Annotated in this window: 17 protein-coding genes; 10 read left to right on the top strand and 7 right to left on the bottom strand. The window is 56.7% G+C overall.

The window, feature by feature from the left end; all coding sequences use genetic code 11:
* Positions 1 to 31: 31 nt before the first annotated feature.
* The 4 genes from rpoH to ftsY all read right to left on the bottom strand — a co-directional run bounded on the left by rpoH (position 32) and on the right by ftsY (position 4,448).
* Complete coding sequence (rpoH, locus tag ACNT1W_RS03315) at positions 32 to 889, bottom strand: RNA polymerase sigma factor RpoH (protein WP_012004694.1); 858 nt, start codon at positions 887 to 889, stop codon at positions 32 to 34.
* 316 nt (positions 890 to 1,205) lie between these two features.
* On the bottom strand, positions 1,206 to 2,159 hold the full coding sequence (gene ftsX, locus ACNT1W_RS03310) for a permease-like cell division protein FtsX (protein ID WP_012004693.1): 954 nt from the start codon (positions 2,157 to 2,159) through the stop codon (positions 1,206 to 1,208).
* A complete protein-coding gene (ftsE, locus tag ACNT1W_RS03305; protein ID WP_012004692.1) occupies positions 2,149 to 2,820 on the bottom strand; it encodes a cell division ATP-binding protein FtsE in 672 nt (223 codons plus the stop codon). Before ftsE ends, ftsX begins: the two co-directional genes overlap by 11 nt.
* Before the next feature lie 5 nt (positions 2,821 to 2,825).
* Positions 2,826 to 4,448, bottom strand: a complete 1,623-nt coding sequence (ftsY, locus tag ACNT1W_RS03300; RefSeq protein WP_419246414.1) for a signal recognition particle-docking protein FtsY — start codon at positions 4,446 to 4,448, stop codon at positions 2,826 to 2,828.
* A 223-nt stretch (positions 4,449 to 4,671) separates the two neighbouring features.
* Between ftsY and rsmD the strand changes: the two genes are divergently transcribed.
* From rsmD to ACNT1W_RS03255, 9 genes are all read left to right on the top strand, one after another.
* The gene (gene rsmD / locus ACNT1W_RS03295; protein ID WP_012004690.1) at positions 4,672 to 5,292 is read left to right on the top strand and encodes a 16S rRNA (guanine(966)-N(2))-methyltransferase; all 621 of its coding nucleotides are present in this window, start codon (positions 4,672 to 4,674) and stop codon (positions 5,290 to 5,292) included.
* Positions 5,282 to 5,554 (top strand): DUF1145 family protein, encoded by a 273-nt coding sequence (locus ACNT1W_RS03290; protein WP_006317223.1) that lies wholly within the window; start codon positions 5,282 to 5,284, stop codon positions 5,552 to 5,554. Before rsmD ends, ACNT1W_RS03290 begins: the two co-directional genes overlap by 11 nt.
* Before the next feature lie 247 nt (positions 5,555 to 5,801).
* Positions 5,802 to 6,377 (top strand): tyrosine-type DNA invertase, encoded by a 576-nt coding sequence (locus ACNT1W_RS03285; RefSeq protein WP_012004689.1) that lies wholly within the window; start codon positions 5,802 to 5,804, stop codon positions 6,375 to 6,377.
* A gap of 434 nt (positions 6,378 to 6,811) precedes the next feature.
* Positions 6,812 to 7,486 carry a fimbrial protein TcfA gene (locus ACNT1W_RS03280; RefSeq protein WP_041418431.1) on the top strand — a complete coding sequence of 225 codons (675 nt, stop codon included), beginning with the start codon at positions 6,812 to 6,814 and terminating at the stop codon, positions 7,484 to 7,486.
* Between the two features lie 9 nt (positions 7,487 to 7,495).
* Positions 7,496 to 8,029, top strand: coding sequence for a CS1 type fimbrial major subunit (locus ACNT1W_RS03275; RefSeq protein ID WP_012004687.1), 534 nt, complete (start codon positions 7,496 to 7,498; stop codon positions 8,027 to 8,029).
* Positions 8,030 to 8,113: 84 nt separating this feature from the next.
* A complete protein-coding gene (tcfC, locus tag ACNT1W_RS03270) occupies positions 8,114 to 10,741 on the top strand; it encodes a fimbrial outer membrane usher protein TcfC (protein ID WP_012004686.1) in 2,628 nt (875 codons plus the stop codon).
* 20 nt (positions 10,742 to 10,761) lie between these two features.
* Complete coding sequence (locus ACNT1W_RS03265; protein ID WP_419246413.1) at positions 10,762 to 11,919, top strand: CfaE/CblD family pilus tip adhesin; 1,158 nt, start codon at positions 10,762 to 10,764, stop codon at positions 11,917 to 11,919.
* Between the two features lie 60 nt (positions 11,920 to 11,979).
* A complete protein-coding gene (locus ACNT1W_RS03260) occupies positions 11,980 to 12,732 on the top strand; it encodes a LuxR C-terminal-related transcriptional regulator (RefSeq protein WP_419246412.1) in 753 nt (250 codons plus the stop codon).
* Between the two features lie 191 nt (positions 12,733 to 12,923).
* Entirely contained in the window at positions 12,924 to 13,550 is a 627-nt protein-coding gene (locus ACNT1W_RS03255; protein ID WP_012004683.1) for a lysoplasmalogenase, read from the top strand.
* 37 nt (positions 13,551 to 13,587) lie between these two features.
* Here the strand turns inward: ACNT1W_RS03255 and ACNT1W_RS03250 are convergent, their stop codons facing one another.
* From ACNT1W_RS03250 to ACNT1W_RS03240, 3 genes are all read right to left on the bottom strand, one after another.
* On the bottom strand, positions 13,588 to 13,965 hold the full coding sequence (locus ACNT1W_RS03250) for an AprI/Inh family metalloprotease inhibitor (protein ID WP_017891291.1): 378 nt from the start codon (positions 13,963 to 13,965) through the stop codon (positions 13,588 to 13,590).
* A gap of 52 nt (positions 13,966 to 14,017) precedes the next feature.
* Positions 14,018 to 15,481: a serralysin family metalloprotease gene (locus ACNT1W_RS03245; RefSeq protein WP_419246411.1), complete on the bottom strand. Its 1,464-nt coding sequence runs from the start codon at positions 15,479 to 15,481 to the stop codon at positions 14,018 to 14,020.
* Between the two features lie 310 nt (positions 15,482 to 15,791).
* Positions 15,792 to 16,016, bottom strand: a complete 225-nt coding sequence (locus ACNT1W_RS03240) for a hypothetical protein (RefSeq protein WP_129939550.1) — start codon at positions 16,014 to 16,016, stop codon at positions 15,792 to 15,794.
* A gap of 80 nt (positions 16,017 to 16,096) precedes the next feature.
* Between ACNT1W_RS03240 and ACNT1W_RS03235 the strand changes: the two genes are divergently transcribed.
* Positions 16,097 to 18,412: a zinc/cadmium/mercury/lead-transporting ATPase gene (locus tag ACNT1W_RS03235; RefSeq protein WP_419246410.1), complete on the top strand. Its 2,316-nt coding sequence runs from the start codon at positions 16,097 to 16,099 to the stop codon at positions 18,410 to 18,412.
* The last annotated feature ends 37 nt before the right edge of the window (positions 18,413 to 18,449 follow it).

The following is an 18,449-nucleotide window of genomic DNA, read 5'->3' as shown; positions in this document are numbered from 1 at the left end:
GCTAGCCGGGCTTTTTAAAGCTTACGCGGGATTAGGCTTCGATCGCCATTTTCAGTTTCTTCATGGCATTTTTTTCCAACTGGCGAACACGCTCAGCGGAAACGCCATATTGATCGGCCAGCTCTTGCAGCGTGGACTTGTTATCGTCGTCCAGCCAACGGGCACGAATAATATGCTGACTACGCTCGTCCAGGCCTTCCATCGCGTAGGCCAGTTTGTCTGCGGCGTTGCTTTCCCAGTTATCTTCTTCGATACCTTCGGCAAAGTCAGAGCTTTTATCCTGCAGGTACAGCACTGGCGCCATCGACTGGCCTTCACGGGCGTCGTCGTCCGGCGTTGGATCGAAAGTCATATCCTGTGCCGCCATGCGGGATTCCATCTCGCGTACGTCCTTGCTGGTCACGCCCAGTTCACGGGCCACCAATTCCACCTCGTCCTGGTTGAACCAGCCCAGACGCTGCTTGGTTTTACGCAGGTTAAAGAACAGCTTGCGCTGTGCCTTGGTGGTAGCAACTTTGACGATACGCCAGTTGCGCAGTACGTACTCGTGAATTTCTGCCTTGATCCAGTGCACCGCAAAGGAAACCAGGCGCACCCCAACCTCTGGGTTGAAGCGGCGAACAGCTTTCATCAAGCCGATATTACCTTCCTGGATCAGATCCGCCTGCGGCAGGCCGTAACCAGAGTAATTGCGGGCAATATGAGCGACAAAGCGCAGGTGAGACAGGATCAGCTGCTTAGCGGCTTCCAGATCGCCCTGATAATGCAGCCGTTCAGCCAGCTCCCGCTCTTCCTCTGCCGTCAGCATCGGATAGGTGTTGGCGGCCCGGATATAGGCTTCCAAACTGCCCTGGGGCACTAAAGCTAAAGTTTGCATTTCTTTGGTCATTCAAACCCTCTCTTGAAAAAACAGGTCATGCAGGTGATTTATCACGGCGGGGAAATAATTGATTCTACGGCAGTTGCTATTGCAAAAGCGGTCCACACGCCGGGCACCATAACATTTTGCTGCAGATTTTGACCGTGTTCCGCCCTATTAGTTCACAGTTTTTCGATCACATTGTGCATGACAATACGTGACGAAGACTCAGGCCGATAGGGAATTTGTGCGCAAAGAAGAGACTGAATGGGGCTTGGGTTGGTGCCGGTAGCTCTTCTCCCGCAACACGCTCGGAGCAGCAGGAGAAGAGTATACCAAAAAAACTTTATTGTGGTGTAAATCGACGTAAATGTTGCACCGTCGCCAGCCAGGCGGCGATCCAGCCGATCATCGCGGAGACAATCAGCAGCAGCAGGGCTTCATCCCAACCCAGGCCATGCAGGGTAAAGGTGGTGCCAAACACCTTGGCCACGCCGGTGACCACCGACTCCAGACGCCACACCATCCCGCCGGATAACAGCAACGACAGCAACGCGCCAAAGAAGCCCAGCATTGCCCCGCCGTTCAGGAACGGCCGCAGGATAAAGCCGTCGGTCGCACCGATCAGCTTCATCACGTTGATAGTGTCACGACGGCTGAAGATGCTCAGCCGCACGCTATTGCCGATCACCAGGAACACCGCCACAATCATCAGCACGCCGATCATCGCTGCCACCTGGCCCACCAGCCCGGTCAGCGCCGCCAGGCGGGCAAACCAGCTGTCGTCCATTCTGACCTCATCCACGCCCTGTACCGCGGCTACGCGATCGCGCAGGGTGTTGAGGGTGTCGGAACTTTGGAAGCTCATTTTCGGCGTGATAATGGCTACCGCCGGCAACGGGTTCTCTTCCAGCATATCCAGTGCGCCGCCAAAGCCAGACCAGTTGCGGAATTCGCCCCGGGCCTCTTCACGCGACAGGTAATTCACTTTCTCGACGCCGGCTTCCGCCTTGATGGCATCGAGCACTTTCACCGCGGCATCGTCATCGAGGGATTTATCCAGATAAACCGTCAACTGTGGCGTCGGGTACCATTGGGTCGCTGCGGTACTGACGTTTTTCCAGACGATGTAACACACGCTCGGCAGCGTCAGAGAAATGGCGATCACCATCACCGTCAACAGCGTTGCCAACGGCTGGCGCAGCATATCCTTGATGGCGTTCATCCAGGCGTAACGCCATTGTTCACGCCAGCCCCCGCGCAGCGCTTTGCTCTTGGCGGTTTTTGCGTTATTCGCCATGATGCGCTCCTCCAGCCATACGACCCTGGCTCAGGCGCAGAGTGCGGTAATTACGACGGGCAATCAGCCCGGTGTCATGGGTGGCCATCAGCACGGTCACGCCAACACGGTTAAATTCTTCAAACAGACGCAGAATGCCTTCCGACAGCGCATCATCCAGGTTACCGGTTGGCTCATCCGCCAGCAGCACCGCCGGTTTGTTCACCACCGCACGGGCAATACCCACGCGCTGCTGCTCACCACCGGAAAGCTGGATTGGGAAGTTTTTGGCCTTATCCAGCAGCCCGACCTTGTCCAGCGCGGCGGAAACACGACGGCGGATGTCTTCGGTACTGGCACCGGCAATGATCAGCGGCATCGCCACGTTGTCATACACCGTGCGATCCAGCAGCAGATGGTGATCCTGGAAAATCATGCCGATCTGACGACGCAGGAACGGCACCTCACTGTTTCTCAGGCGACTGATGTCGTGACCACCAAACCAGATATGGCCGGCGCTCGGCCGTTCGATGCCACAAATCAGTTTCAGCAGGGTACTTTTACCCGCGCCGGAATGGCCGGTCAGAAACGCCATCTCTGCCGGGCGCAGATGAAAATCTACCCCCTGCAGTGCCTGCCGTCCGCCCAGATAAGCTTTACTGACCTGTTCAAAGCGAATCATCCGTATTAATCCTCTCGGGCAAAAAGTGCCTCAATAAAATCGTCGGCCTTAAACGGCCGCAAATCTTCGATGCCTTCCCCAACGCCGATATAGCGAATCGGGATAGCGAACTGATCGGCAATGGCGAAGATCACCCCGCCCTTGGCGGTACCGTCCAGTTTAGTCAGTGTGATACCGGTTAAGCCTACGGCTTCATTAAATAATTTCGCCTGGCTGACAGCATTCTGTCCGGTGCTGGCATCAAGAATCAGCATAACCTCATGGGGGGCCTGGTCGTCCAGTTTTTTCATAACGCGGACGATTTTCTTCAGCTCTTCCATCAGGTGTGCTTTATTCTGCAGACGTCCGGCGGTATCGGCCAGCAGTACGTCGATGCCACGAGCCTTGGCGGCCTGTACCGCGTCAAAAATCACCGAAGCGGAGTCTGCACCGGTATGCTGCGCGATCACCGGGATCCGGTTACGTTCGCCCCATACCTGCAGTTGTTCCACCGCCGCGGCACGGAAGGTATCCCCCGCCGCCAACATCACCGATTTGCCTTCCGCCTGGAACTGGCGGGCCAGCTTGCCGATGGTGGTGGTTTTACCCACGCCGTTCACGCCAACCATCAGAATGACATACGGGTTTTTACCGCCAACATCCAGCGGCTGATCAACTTTAGCCAGAATTTCAGACATTTCCTCCTTCAGCTTGCCGTATAGCGCCTCGGCGTCTTTCAACTGCTTGCGGCTGGCGTGCTGGGTCAGAGAGGTAATGATTTTACTCGTGGTTTCCACGCCAACATCGGCAATCAGCAGCTGCTCTTCCAGCTCTTCAAACAGATCGTCGTCGATTTTCTTGCCGCGGAACAGGCCGATAAAACCGGAGCCCAGATTCTGCTTGGTTTTCACCAGGCTGCGTTTCAGGCGGGCAAAGAAACCTTCTTTGGTCGGGCGTTCCTGCTCCTGAGTCACCGCAGGGGCCAGCAGCTCAGGTTGTTGTTCTTCAATAATGGCCGGAGCGACGATAATCGGTTCCAGCGCTACGCTGGCCGGCAGAGGTTCTGGTTCTGGTTCTGGCTCTGGCTCTGGCTCTGGCGCGATAACCTCAGGTTCAGGCTCGATCGCCTCCACTTCAGGCACCGCAATCGGTTCTGGCTCAGGCTCGATAACAGGCTCAGGCGCAATCACTTGCGGTTCTGGTTCGATAACCGCTTCTGACTCAAGCACTTCCGGTTCGGCTACGACAACCGCTTCCGGCTCAATCACCACCACCGGCTCAGGCTCAACCTCGGCAATCTCTTCCTCTGTCACCGGCTGCTGCTCTGCCGCCACCTGTTCGGTGAGGGTAACAATCTCTTCCGCCAGCGCTTGTGCCGCTGCAGAGTGCTCGGCAACCACCGGCACGCTTTCTGCGATATGCTCGCCGGTCAGGCTGCCGTCCCATTCTCCTGGGGTTTCTACGGAGGCGGCAGGTTCAGATTCCTGGGCGGGGAGTTGGTCATCCAGCTTGGGAGCAACCGGTTCAGCCGGGGTCTCCACGGCCTGATTTTCCGCCGGTTCTACCGCCGTCTCAGGTTGCTGTTGCTCTTCTTCCTTCTGGCCGAAGCCCAGCCAGGAGAAAAACCCGCGTTTCTTATCTTTTGCCATGTTATGACTCTACTCCGTACCGAAGGCTTGCTTATGCTGACAATTATTCCGCCGAGTCTATCACTTTCCCTCGCCCAGCAACACGCATCCGGTATGCTTTCCACTGTGAAATCAGGCAACAAAGTTTTACCGTTTCCCCCGGCGCGTCTCACCGGTAGAATAGAGGCAACTTTTCGCTAACTTGTGCGGCCTTCACCGCCCCAAACAGAAATAAACCAATCCTATGACAAGAATATCGCCACGGGCGTCGGCAAAAAAACCGCCTCAGGCTGCGGCCGGGCAGATCCGTATTATCGGCGGCCAATGGCGCGGACGGAAACTGCCGGTGCCAAATAGCCCTGGGCTACGTCCAACCACCGATCGCGTCCGTGAAACCCTGTTCAACTGGCTGGCGCCGGTGATCCAGGGCGCGCGCTGCCTGGACTGTTTCGCCGGTAGCGGCGCACTCGGCCTGGAAGCGCTGTCCCGCTATGCCGGTAGCGTTACGCTGTTGGAGTTTGAACGCCCGGTGGCGCAGCAACTGGAAAAGAATCTGGCGCTGCTGCAAGGCAAAGGCCATGTGGTCAACACCAACGCACTGAGCTGGCTGGCGAATAATGCCCAACCGTTTGACGTCGTGTTTCTCGATCCGCCTTTTCGCAAAGGGCTGCTGGCGGAAACCGTCACGCTGCTGGAGCAGCAGGGCTGGCTGGCCGATGAGGCCTGGATTTACGTAGAGGCCGAAGCCGAAAGCGCCGCCACCGACGTTCCGGCCAACTGGCAGCTACACCGTGAAAAAGTCGCCGGTCAGGTGGCTTACCGTCTTTATATTCGCTCTCAAGAGAAAACCGACAATGCTGATTAATCTGGGTCGCCTGCTGATGCTGTGCGTATGGGGCTTTCTGCTCTCCAATCTGTTTCACCCTTTTCCCAAGCCGCTGAAGTACTTCATCGACGTGGCGCTGTTCTTTATGGTGGTGATGCACGGGTTACAACTGGTGCTGTTGAAATCCACGCAGCCTAAAGATCAGCCGATAAGCTACTGGCAGGAAGCCAAGATCTTTATCTTTGGCGTCTTCGAACTGCTGGCCTGGCAGAAAAAGCAGCCGCCAATCAAAAGAAAATAACACTGCTCCGGCGCACGATCGTTTTCGGCCTCAGAACGGTACTGGTCGAAATAACGGTGCGCCGCCAGTACGGCGACAAACAATCAGCGAAAATGCCCTTCGCTTCCCCGGTGTTTCAGATTTTCTTTCAGCGAGCCCCCCGACAGAGTTCCCCTAATTACCGACACAATCCGCCTGCATTTCCTATACTCTCCTGCCGACCCATTTCAGGGCCGGGTTTTCTCCATTACCGTCAACAGGAGCCATGATGAAAAAAAACGTGCGAAAGCACCTAACGCGCCCGGAAATCGAGCGCATGCTCGCCGCCGCCGACAGCATCCCCGACCCGGAACGTAACACCTGCCTGCTATGGATGTGTTTTGTCCACGGCTGTCGGGTCAGCGAGCTGACCGGAATGCACCTGGCAGATCTTGATATAGCCGGCGACAGTCTGTATGTCCGGCGTCTTAAAAATGGCCTGTCAACCATGCAGCCCCTGCATCCCATGGAGCGGAAGTTACTGGCACGCTGGTTACAACGCAGACAAAGCTATCCGGGGGCAAAAGATTACGATTGGCTATTTTTATCTCACAAGGGTGGGCGACTTTCCCGCTCACGCATTTATCGGATACTGAAGGATTTAGGGGAACGGGCAGGATTATCTATTGCTGTGCATCCACACATGTTACGCCATGCCTGTGGCTACGCGTTGGCTGACAAGGGGGCAGATACCCGGTTGATTCAGGACTATCTCGGCCACCGCAACATTCAGCACACTGTGCTGTACACAGCCAGTAATGTGGGACGATTCAGGGCGTTATGGGGGGAGGAAAATGTTACATAATGAGCCAAAGTGTCACTATTCTAGAATTCCGCTCATAAAAGCGTCAAGATTTTTTTAAGACCCGCCGCAATTTAAAATTTTTATCCTTTAATATCATTAAGTTATATAAAATCATTTCGTACCCCAGCTACTCTCATTTCATTTGTCATTTCTCTTAATCCACGTGTCTCTGATACCCCCCATAAAATTAAATTAGAGCATCACACTTAAATAGCGCCATCCATGGCTGTTTATTAGTTATATCGACTGCAAAATCAAACAAATTCAGTCACAAAACCATAATGTAACACTTTGGCTCATTATGTTGCATTATCGCGGCCCGCAAAACGGGGTAAATCCATACCTTTTTCTCGCATCACAGGGAGTGTGCAGACATGGCGAAAACGAATCATCCTCTAACACCCAGCAAGCTCACGGGGCTGGCAGGTGTGTTGATGCTTATCAGTACCTGCGCCCTGGCCAACCTGACGGTCTACCCGATAAGCAAAGACATTGGTGCCGGACAAACGGCCACCACGCTACAGGTATTTTCCAAATCGCCACAAACCCAATACGTGCGTGTCAACGTCAAGCGGATCCTCAACCCGGCTACGCCTTTGGAAAAAGAAGTAGAGGCCGAAAGCCAGCAAGGGCTGGTCGTTTCGCCGGACAAGTTTGTCCTGCCGGCCGGTGCCACACGCACGGTACGGCTCATAACGCTGGTAACTCCGCTGCGGGAAGAAGCCTGGCGGGTCTATTTCGAACCTGTTGCCTCGTTGGGCGATGAGGATCCCGACAAGTCGCAAAAAGCGCAGGTGAACGTCAACCTGGTTTGGGGCGTGCTGATACGTTTGCTGCCGGCGGTCGCTCAACCGCTGCTGGCACGGAGTGCCGATGGCGCTCAGTTACTGAACCAGGGCAACGTGCGTCTTGGCGTATTAAAAGTGGGTCTCTGTTCGCCGGTCTGTCGCTGGCAACAGATTGACCGCAGTGTCTATCCCGGTGAGGCTCTGATGCTGCCCGCCGGGATGTCAGGTGGCGTTGTACGAGTGGAATATCGCGACAGCGCCGCAACTCCGGTGACGGCGGATTTGCCAGCCGGAGCATCAACCACAAAAACCATGAAATAAGGATATTATATGAAAAAGTCGTATGCATTCGCACCCATCGCATTGGCCGCCTTGTTCTCACTGTCAGCCATGGCAGTACAGAAAGACATTACCGTCACGGCGGATATCGATCCGACGGTGGAACTGTTGCAGAGCGACGGGACTGCGCTGCCTTCCAGCATCAAAATGACCTATTTACCCGGCGTTGGCCTGCAGAAACAAACTCTCAGCACCAAAATCTTCACCAATGATGCCACCAAACAGGTTGAAATGCGTTTGCTTGCCACCCCAAGCCTGACGTCGATCACCACGCCTACCGCCGCAGCCATTCCACTGACCGTTAGCTATAACGGCAAGGCCCTAACCACCGCAGTGACCAAGGACTCCACATTAGAGCCTGCGGTGCTGTTCCCTAACGGGCGTTTAGATGGCGGTTCCGTTCCCTTTGATCTGGTGATTGCTCAGTCCACACCAGGATTGGTCACGACTTCTGGCTCTTATCAGGGCGTCGTCAGTCTGGTTCTGAATACCTCAACCGTACCTGTTACACCACCAGCACCATAAGAAAATCATACCGACAGGGCGCACCGTGCGTGTGCCCTTTTCCCGGGGAAGGATCCCCCGGTTTGACCAAGGGATATGATCGTCATGAATACCCGTTATCGTCCGCTGTATCTACCCTTGCTTCTGGCCTGTCAGGCCACGGCCGCACCACAGGTGCCGCCAGGATTTGAATCACTGTTGCTGGGGCAAACGGAACAACTGGAGGTGCGCCTGCCGGGCCACTCACTTGGCCTGTTTGCCGTGGAGGTCAAACCAGACACGCTGACGTTTGAAGCGCCAGAGGCGTTATTAGCGGCGTCCGGTCTGCAAACGTTGCCAGAAGCGCAAAAGCAGCAGGCGCTGCAAGCGTTGAGTCAACCGCTACTGCGCCATGGCAATCTGGCCTGCAACGGAAGCCAGACGCCAGGGTGCGGCTATGTCGCCACCGACAGCGCGGCCGCTATCCTGGATGAAAGCCAGGGTGCCGTTCTGTTGTTTCTGAAACCAGACTGGCTAACCACCCTAAAACAAGATCAGCGCTGGCTCAGGCCAACACCGGCAGCGAAAAACGCCTTTATCCATCGACAAACCGCCAACTACAGTGGCGACCGAGACAGTCAGAATCTGGCACTAAACGGAACGGGGGCGCTTGGCCTTGGAGAGCGCCGTTATCTTGGTGGCAACTGGGCTTACACCTGGAACCGGGTGCGGGACGACAATGCCAGCCGTTTCTGGTTCGACAACCTGTACGCACGTCAGGATATGGGCAACCGCTACTATCTGCAGGCCGGGCGTATGGACCAACGCAATCTCTCCAGCCCGCTGGGCGGCAACTTTGCCTTCACCCTGCTGCCGCTGACGCGTTTTGACGGTTTACGGATCGGTACCACCGAAGCCTATGTCAATCACAGCATCAACCGTGATGCCACACCCGTAATGATTCAGGTCAACCGCAATGCCCGAGTAGATATCTACCGCGGCGCCCAGCTGTTGGGCAGCCAGTATTTTGCGCCGGGGATGCATACCCTGAACAGCGACAGTTTTCCGCCCGGCAGCTACCCACTGGAACTGCGGGTATATGAAGACGGCGTGCTGCAACGTAAAGAAAGTCAGCCGTTCAGCAAGGGCGGCGGTACCTTCAGTGACCAATGGCAGTGGTTTTTGCAAGGAGGGAAAGCGTCCGCGGAACGCGCGACATCGCAACAATCCACTGCACAGGGCACCCAAGCTGCCGGGGTCCAAATGGCCTTGTGGCGCAACCTGCAACTGACCAGCGGCTTGGCAAAAACACAAAACACCACCTACAACGAGACCCGGCTGGATGCTCAGCACGCCTTTAGCTTCGGCGTGCTGAGCCTGGCCGCCAGCGGCTTGACCGGCAGCAACGGTGCACGCGGCGACAGCCAGCAGGTCAGTTTTGCCGACGGATTTTCCGCCAGTCTGTACCGCTACCGGGTAGGCGGCGCAGGCTGCGACCAAACAGGCAACGCCAATAATGATATCGGCTGCTATACCACGCTCAACGGCTCACTCTCGGTGCCGCTTGCCGGCTGGAGCGCCACCCTGGGCTACAGCGACACCAAAAACAACGGACGTCGTAATTCGCGATCGGCCTCGACGGACAATTTGCTGCCGCCGCCAACGTTGCGCTCGGCCGACCAACGCAACCGCGCCTGGCAATTAGGGCTGGCTCGCGCTTTCAACTGGAGCGGCACCACGATCAACACACGACTAGGAACATTTCGCAACAGCAACGGACAAACCACCGACAACGGCGTCTATCTCGGCTTTACCCTGTCGCGCGTCGACAATGCGGCAAAATCCGGCGGCAGTGACAGCTACAGCAGTGCCGGCATTGACTGGCGCAACGGTAGTGGCCAGTCGCAGACCAGCTACAACCTCAACCATACCCGCATGTGGCAACAGGATACTTACCGTGAACTGGCGCTCAATTTTTCCGGTTACAACGACGACAGCTACAGCGGCAATCTGGGAGGCAGGGCCAACGGACGTTATGGCGACCTGACGGGAACGCTGAGTGACAGCCAGCGTCGCGGCGGCGGTAGCCGCACCGCGTTGACCGGTGGTTACTCCTCGGCCTTTGCCCTGGCCGGCGATGGTCTGTTCTGGGGCGGCAACGGCGGCGGAGAGCCCGCTGCCGGACTGGCGGTGCGGGTCGCGCCAGCGGAAGAAAACGGTGCAGCAGCGCAGATCAGCGGGGGCAGTTATCGCCCGCTGACGCTGGGCTTTGGCCAAAGTACCCTGCTGCCGCTGGACGGTTATCAGTTATCGAACGTGACGGTGCAGGATATTGCCGGTACCTCCGACGGCGGGGTAGCCAACGTGACCGGCGGTGCCGGAGAGGGCCGTTATTTTCTGCCCCCAGGCCGCCTGCTGGTACGGGATGTCCGCGCCAATATCACCTGGGTATATATCGGTCAGGCAATCGGGCCGGAAGGCCGGGCGCTGGCCAATGCCCAGGTGCTGAATCAGGCGCTGCCGGCGTTGGGAGCCGACGGCGGTTTCACACTGCAAACCCAGCAAAAAGTCCCGGCGCTGTGGCTGATCAGCGACGGTCAATTACTGCGTTGTCCGCTGCAGGTCAAAACCGTCAGAGACATTTTACAAGTGGTCGGCGAGACGCGCTGCACGGTCTCCGGGCCGGAGGGGCTGCCGCAGTCACTGCGCATGACGCCACGGGTAATGAAACTGCTGGCCACCGCCAAACGCTAACCACGGGACGGAAAAACAAAATGAAGGCAATGCTGAACAGAACGGTAAAAAAGATAATTGCGCACGGTCTACTGCCGCTGCTGGCCATGGTCAGCCTGCCTGCACAGGCAGCGAGGGTGCCGCCGGCAGACAACCATCAGGTGATCAATCTGAGCTATGACAAAAGTACACCGCTGGCGGACAGCTATATCTGGAGGCGCGCTTCCGGCGGCTATGATACCGATAATGGCCCTTTATGGGGGCGTAATACCTGGCTATGTCAGTCGCAGAGCAATAGCCTGGAGGGCGCCTGCAGCACCGAAGCTCGATGGGTATACGATTCATGGAAAACAACAGCCATCACCCTGACGTTTACCGAGCAGCGCAGTAACTTGTCAACCCAGTTGCGCCTGACCGCTTATATGGAGGCAACTCGTGCTAGTGACCTATGTACCTCCTATTCAGCATTAACGCCTCTGGACGCGGCACCTCATAGAAGCTGTGAAGATGGAAGCACTTTTAGCGAAAAAGCCATCACCGCTTATCTTCCCCAGACCGAACTGGCCAAACTCCCCGTCGGCGGCATCTGGAAAGCCAGGCTAGTGCTTAACGAGACGCAGTGGTCCCCATACATCAAACTGGCCACCTTCTCCGCCGATATCACCCTTGACGTCACCGATAAAAATAATGGCGCCATTTATTTACCGGCCTTTGGCAGCGCCACGCCGCGCGTAGACCTCAACTTACGCACCCAGCCGCTCTCCACCGCCCCCGGCGGCGAGGTCTCCGGCCAGGCCAACATCGATATGTGCCTGTACGACGGCTACAACAGCAACAGCCCTTGGTTAAAGGTCGCCCTCTCCGACCTGCAAACGGTCACCGGCCGCCCGACGGACGTGTTCTCACTCCGTCGCGACGGCAGCAGCGGCACTGTCGCCGCCGATCGTGTCGACTACCGCATTACCCTCAACTACAACAACCAGCCACAAACAGTAAACAACGGCCAGGACATTACTCTGGCAAGCGTCAATAGCACGTTGATCCGCCCGGTGGTGCTGCCCGGCATCGCGTTTCCGGTGATCTGCACCCCGACACCGCTGACGCTCAACGTGCTGCCGTTCGCCAAACTGAGTAAGGCCGCAGGCCATTTTAGCGGCACGCTACGCGTCACCCTGAGCGCAGATGCGCTGGCGCCCTGATAGATTCTTCACCTACTTGTTTTTATTGCATAATTTGTTACTGACTATTGGAAATCTCATATGCGTCTGACGATTAACGACCACATTGGCTATTTTCCTCCCTTCAACTGGCAGGAGATTTACGACGCCACTCGTCAAAACAGTCTGCCCAACGTCGTGCTTGGGCAATGTCCGAATGTCGGAAGCACCGTACTGCTGGAGCCTCAACACCATGAGCACGCTGTTAACTGGCTCCCGCTCTTATGGCAGCTGGTAATATTGAAATCTTGCAGGCCCGACCTAAAGCTGGCTCTCAGCGCCCCTTTTTCGGCCCCAAACTGGCACCGGCTGCTGGCCGCACTGGGCATCACCCCCCTGGAGGGCAATGTAACGCCATCGCCCACCACGCCACAGTTGACCCTGACGGAAAGCCAGGTGTTATTGACGTTGCTGGACGGTACCCATACCCAGCAGCTGGCATCCCGCCTAAACCGCGACATACGCACCGTTTCCAGTCATAAAAAACGGGCGATGGATAAGGTGGGGTTGCGGCACAACGGCGAGCTGTATGCGCTGGGTGCCTTGCTTTACGACCGAGAAGACACCATGCCTGCCGTCTTCTTGCCCCCGGCGGAACAACGGGTGCTGGCCAGCCTGCTGCATAATGGCAGCGTCACGGCCACCGCACGCCTGTTAGGGAAAAGCGTCAAGACCGTCAGCGGCCAGAAGCTCAACATTATGAGGCGATTCGGCGTGCCCCATGAAGTGGCGCTGTTTGCGGTCGCCGTGACGCAGCAAGGCACGACGGGGAGCTTTTATCGGGTTCTGCCGTAAGACAACCTTTGCGAAAGGCCAACCCGCAAAGGGAAGCATTAGCCAAACCTTGTCACAGCAAATAGGTTACAGTCCATACGCAAGAAAGCGTTGTCGATTACAGGCCTGCTGCCTACACTGCAATCAGGAAGTGACACTGGTGACAATTTGGAGCCGGAGGCTGTGGCTCCCATAATGAATAAGGAAGACATATGAGTTGGCCGTTCCTTGCCGTATTCTTTTCCGGTTGGCTGTTCGTCGACGCCTCCTACCGTGGGCCACGCTGGCAACGTTGGGTATTTAAACCCGTTACCCTGCTGCTGCTGTTATTGCTGGCCTGGCAAGCGCCGGTATTGGGTGCGGCAGGCTATCTGATCGTCCTCGGCCTGTTGGCGACGCTGCTCGGCGACGCTCTATTGCTGCTGCCGCGTGAACGGGTGCTGTACGCCATCGGCGCATTTTTCCTGTCGAGCCTGCTGTATACCCTGAGCTTTGCCAGCCAGATGACCTTCAGCCTGTTTTGGCCACTGCCACTGGCGCTGCTGGTGATTGGCGTGCTGTTGCTGGCAACCATCTGGACCCGGCTGGAAGAGATGCGCTGGCCGATTGCCACCCTGGTCGCAATGACGCTGCTGATGGTGTGGCTGGCAGGGGAACAGTATTTCATGCGCAGCACCGATTTCGGTTTCTCACTGCTGGCAGGGACCTCACTGCTATTGCTGGCCAACGTCATTTGGCTGCTTAATCGCTATCGCTTTAGCTTCCGCGCGGCCGATGCGCTGGTGGCCTTCTGCTATTTCTCCGGCCATTTCCTGATTGTCCGTTCGCTGTACCTGTAGTGACTCAGGGCGGGTTCGGCTGCCGAACCCGCTGCCACTAAGCCAGAGCCTTGAGCGTCAGGCCTCCATCTGCGCCAGGTTGGTTACGATAAACGTCCCCATCCCGCGAAAAAAAAGCCAGCGTGCTGCCGTCCGCCTGCAGTAAAGCAATGCCATCCGGTGCCGGACGCCAGCCGACCACCTCAGCCGTTAACACTTTTTTCAGGCAATTTTGCCGATCAATCAATGGGTAGCCATTGGTTGCACTCTGTTCGCTGGCCAAAAATTCAATCTGGCATTGCTGCTGCGCATCGGCGACTTGCCATTGACCCGCCAGAGACTGCGCGGAAGGAAGAACCAAACTGCTGGCCATAGCTGCCCCCGTTACCATCATATTTCCCGCCATTATGGCGGTACGCGCCAAGCTGCCTTTCATATCGGCTCCCGCATAACGCCCGGCCAGACTGCGCCGGGCGTTATCTTCACTGTTACACGATAAAATCAGTGGTGACGTCTACCTGACCCACGATCTTCACCAGGAAGTCCGGCGTCTGATGGCCACCGATATTCAGCGCCAAATCGCTGACATTATTCGAAGCGTTGTAAGTCAGTAACGCTTCACCCACAGAGCCACTGAAATGATCGACGAAGTGGATTTGGTCACCGCTCTGTTTGCCCTGATTGAAGAACGACAGATCGATTTTATCAGTGCCTTTCTGGAAATCCTTGATCACGTCGGAAGCGCCCGGCGCGGAATCGCTGACCGCAGAGAAGACAAAGATATCCTTGCCAGCACCGCCCCACAGCTCATCTGCCCCACCAGCGCCGAACAGCACGTCGTTGCCCGCGCCGCCCTTCAGCACGTTGTTGACCGCATTGCCGACGATCACATCATTGCCCGAACCGCCGATGGCGTTTTCAATGGTCACGCCCGCCGCGATAGACACGTTGCCTTTCAGCCCACCCACGTCGGAGAAGGACGTCTCGTTCAGGTTGATGCGCTGGTTGGCGGTGTACCCGGAGAAGTCGAAAGTGTCATTGCCGCCCGCATCCCAGGCAGCAAAGATCACTTTCTGCGAGTTGCTGGTGGTGCTGAGGAAATCGCGGCCGGTATTGGAATTGAAGCCATAGACGCTGTCACCGGTACGGGTCGACAGATTGGCTCCATACAGATGCTGGATGGCGGCAATGTCATCCAGCAACGGTGCTGCCGCGTAGTGCCCACCGTTGTCACCGCCGGTGTTGGTTTCACTCCAGTAGCTCATCAGGCTGAACTCGCGGGTGTCCTCGGCATAGGTAACGTCATTGTAGGTTGGGTTGCCTTCCCCGGCGTTGTATTCACCTGGGTGGCTCAGGCCCAGCGCATGGCCAATCTCGTGGGTAAACGTCTGACGGCCATAGTCTTCGCTGGCCGGATGCTTGACGTTGGACTGGTTGACGTTGTACCAGGTCTGGCCGCCCAGATCCTGGCCCTGATAGATGGTATTGGGCAGGAAAGCGTAGGCCTGCGTACCATAGTCATAATGGCCGGGACGATCCTGACTGTAGTTGCCGAAGGTAATATTGGCCTTTTGGCCGGCGGCAACTTCGGTAAAGGTGAGATTGGCCACGTCAGACCAGGATTGCAGCGACAGTTTCGCCTGCTGCTGCTGTTCCGCGCTGAACTTACTCAGCCCGGTATCGCCGGCGACGTTGGTGGAGGAGAATTTATAATCCGGGAATGAGAAAGTTAATTTAGCCGGCTGGCCAAAAACTTTATAACCGTTCCAGGTTTGATTCTCACGGGTAATAAACAGCCCAGCTTGTTCGTTAGAAAATGAGTCCTTGCCATTAACCTGGATCCCGTTGCCACGCTCGTGGTAATGCAACAGATCGTCTACAGCATTGTAGCCAGATCCTGTTGCTGCGAGGCTGGATTCAGTAACTTCAATTGCCTTTTTAGTAGATTGCATTGGTTCGATTCCACTCATTAGCTGATCGTTATCAATCAGACAGATAGACATAACCTGCCGGTCACCTACGGAGAAGGTTCCGCCGATTAACCGGAAGGGACTTATGCGCCGTTACCGGCAGTGTGTTAGATAGAATTAATGCATATATATCAGCAAATAAGATTACCGCCATAAATGGTAATCGATTCCAATTATAGGCAGGCGCGCAAAACTGAACATAAAATAATCAGCTATATATTTTCATAACGAAGGAGAGTTATGCTGGTTTTTGGCGATACTTACAATCTAAATGAAACCTGACAGTCACAAGTTAGCAACAAACTTCAACAAAAATGCGGCCTGCAGGTGCAAGCGGATCGTGCTGGCTTTTAAGTGACGAAAAGTTAAATTTAGCTAAAGAGTTATAGATTAATAACTCTTTATTATTAGCCGCCGGGACTTTTAAGTTTCTAAGGGAATACCATTTTCTTTTTTCGTCTAACGGCCTTGCGCCACCCACGATAGCGCCCGCCTCACAGTTAGCAATAATTCTCATCCCGCCGCTTGACTCTGGAGTTGACTCCAGGGTGTAGAGTCTGCCCAATGAACTTCATTAACGGCCCGGAGGGGGACGCTATGACTAACCATGAAAAGCATAATCATCAGGAACATCACCATGCGGAAGGCGGCTGCGGTTGCAACCACAGCCACAGCAAAACCCAGCACGGCTGCAGCAGTGAAAAGCAAAGTGCCGACAGCCATAGTGGGCATGCCCACACGCACGATCACGGTGCCGGCGGGTGCAACACTGACGGTCATGAAGATCCGGATGAGGAAAGCGACAGGCTGGCTGCCGCCCCTCTCTCCGGCAGCCGGCGCTACAGCTGGAAAGTCACCGGCATGGACTGCCCAAGCTGTGCCAAAAAAATTGAAAATGCCGTAACCGCGCTCCCAGGCGTCGATAATGCTCGAGTGCTGTTCGCCACCGAAAAACTGGTGGTCGATGCTCAATCCGATATCAGCCTGCGCATTCAGGACGCGGTGAAACAAGCCGGTTTCACCCTGCTCGGCACCCAGACCTCCCAAGCCGACCAGCCAAAAACATCGCGCCTCGGGGAGTTTGGTCCACTGCTGCTGCTCACCACGCTGATGATCGTCAGTTGGGCGCTCAGCATGGTCAACCCTGAACTGAGCCGCATTGCCTTTATCGCCACCACGCTGGTGGGTCTGGCTCCGGTTGCCACCAAGGCGGTACGCCTGATCCGCTCCGGCACGCCGTTTGCCATCGAAACCCTGATGAGCGTCGCGGCCATTGGTGCGTTGTTTATCGGCGCCACCGCCGAGGCGGCAATGGTATTGCTGCTGTTTATGGTCGGCGAGATGCTGGAGTCTTACGCAGCCAACCGTGCACGCCGTGGTGTGAAGGCACTGATGGAACTGGTGCCGGAAGACGCTCTGCTGCTGCAGGGCACGGAGCGCAAACGCGTGCCGGTTGCCAGCCTGCGCCCCGGCGATGTGATTGAAATTGCGCCCGGTGGCCGCCTGCCGGCCGATGCAGAACTGCTCAACCCGTTCGCCAGCTTCGACGAAAGCGCCCTGACCGGCGAGTCGGTGCCGGTCGAACGTCAACAGGGGCAGAAAGTCGCGGCGGGCAGTTTGTCGGTCGATCAGGCTGCGCAGATGAAGGTCATTTCCGAGCCGGGCAAAAACGCCATCGACCGCATTCTGCAACTGATTGAAGAAGCCGAAGAGCGCCGTGCGCCGATCGAACGTTTCCTCGACCGTTTCAGCCGTTACTACACCCCAGCCATTATGCTGCTGGCCATCGCGGTGATCCTGGTGCCACCGTTGCTGTATGCACAGCCCTGGGATGTCTGGATTTATCGCGGCCTGACTCTGCTGCTGATCGGTTGTCCTTGTGCGCTGGTGATCTCTACCCCGGCGGCGATCACCTCCGGGCTGGCAGCGGCTACCCGACGTGGTGCGTTGATTAAAGGCGGTGCCGCACTGGAACAATTGGGCCAGGTGCAAACCATCGCCTTCGATAAAACCGGTACGCTGACCGAAGGCAAGCCGACGGTAACCGATGTGCTGCCGCTCAACGGCATCAGCGAACAGCAGTTGCTGACGCTGGCCGCGGCCGTCGAGGCTGGCTCCCATCACCCACTGGCCCAGGCCATCATCAACCGCGCAGAACAGTATGGCGCGCCTCTGCCACTGGCACAGGGTCGCCGCGCGCTGGCAGGCGTTGGGGTAGAGGGCGTTATCGACGGCAAAACCCTGCTGATCAGTGCGCCGGCCAAGTTGGCCGCAGGCCTGCTCAATCAGCAGGCTGTCAATCAGGTAGAACAGCTGGAAAACGCCGGTAAAACGGCGGTGGTGGTGCTGGAAGACGGCGTGCCGATTGGCCTGTTGGCGCTGCGCGACACGCTGCGTAGCGATGCCAAACAGGCGATTGCCGAACTGAAAGCATTAGGGATCAACGGGGTGATGCTAACCGGTGACAACCCGCGTGCGGCGGCGGCGATTGCCACTGAGCTGGGGCTGGATTACCGTGCCGGGCTGCTACCGGAAGATAAAGTGCGTGCGGTGACCGAGCTGAGTGAACTGCGCCCAACGGCAATGATCGGCGACGGTATCAATGATGCACCGGCGATGAAAGCCTCCAGCATCGGTATCGCGATGGGCAGCGGCACCGACGTGGCACTGGAAACCGCCGATGCAGCGCTGACCCATAACCGGCTGGTGGGCGTGGCGGAAATGATCCGCATCTCACGCGCGACGCACGCCAATATTCGGCAGAACATCACCATTGCATTGGGGCTGAAAGGGGTATTTCTGATCACCACCCTGCTGGGGCTGACCGGCCTGTGGCTGGCGGTGCTGGCAGACTCCGGCGCCACCGCGCTGGTCACCGCCAATGCCCTGCGGCTGCTGAAGAAACGTCAATAATACCCTATGAAAACCACATCATGCGCCAGACTACAGG

It is taken from the genome of Serratia sp. NFX21, assembly GCF_048517035.1.
GTDB classification, from domain to species: domain Bacteria; phylum Pseudomonadota; class Gammaproteobacteria; order Enterobacterales; family Enterobacteriaceae; genus Serratia; species Serratia quinivorans.
Note: the sequence above shows the minus strand (reverse complement) of the source record. Positions and strands in the feature narration are given on the sequence as shown.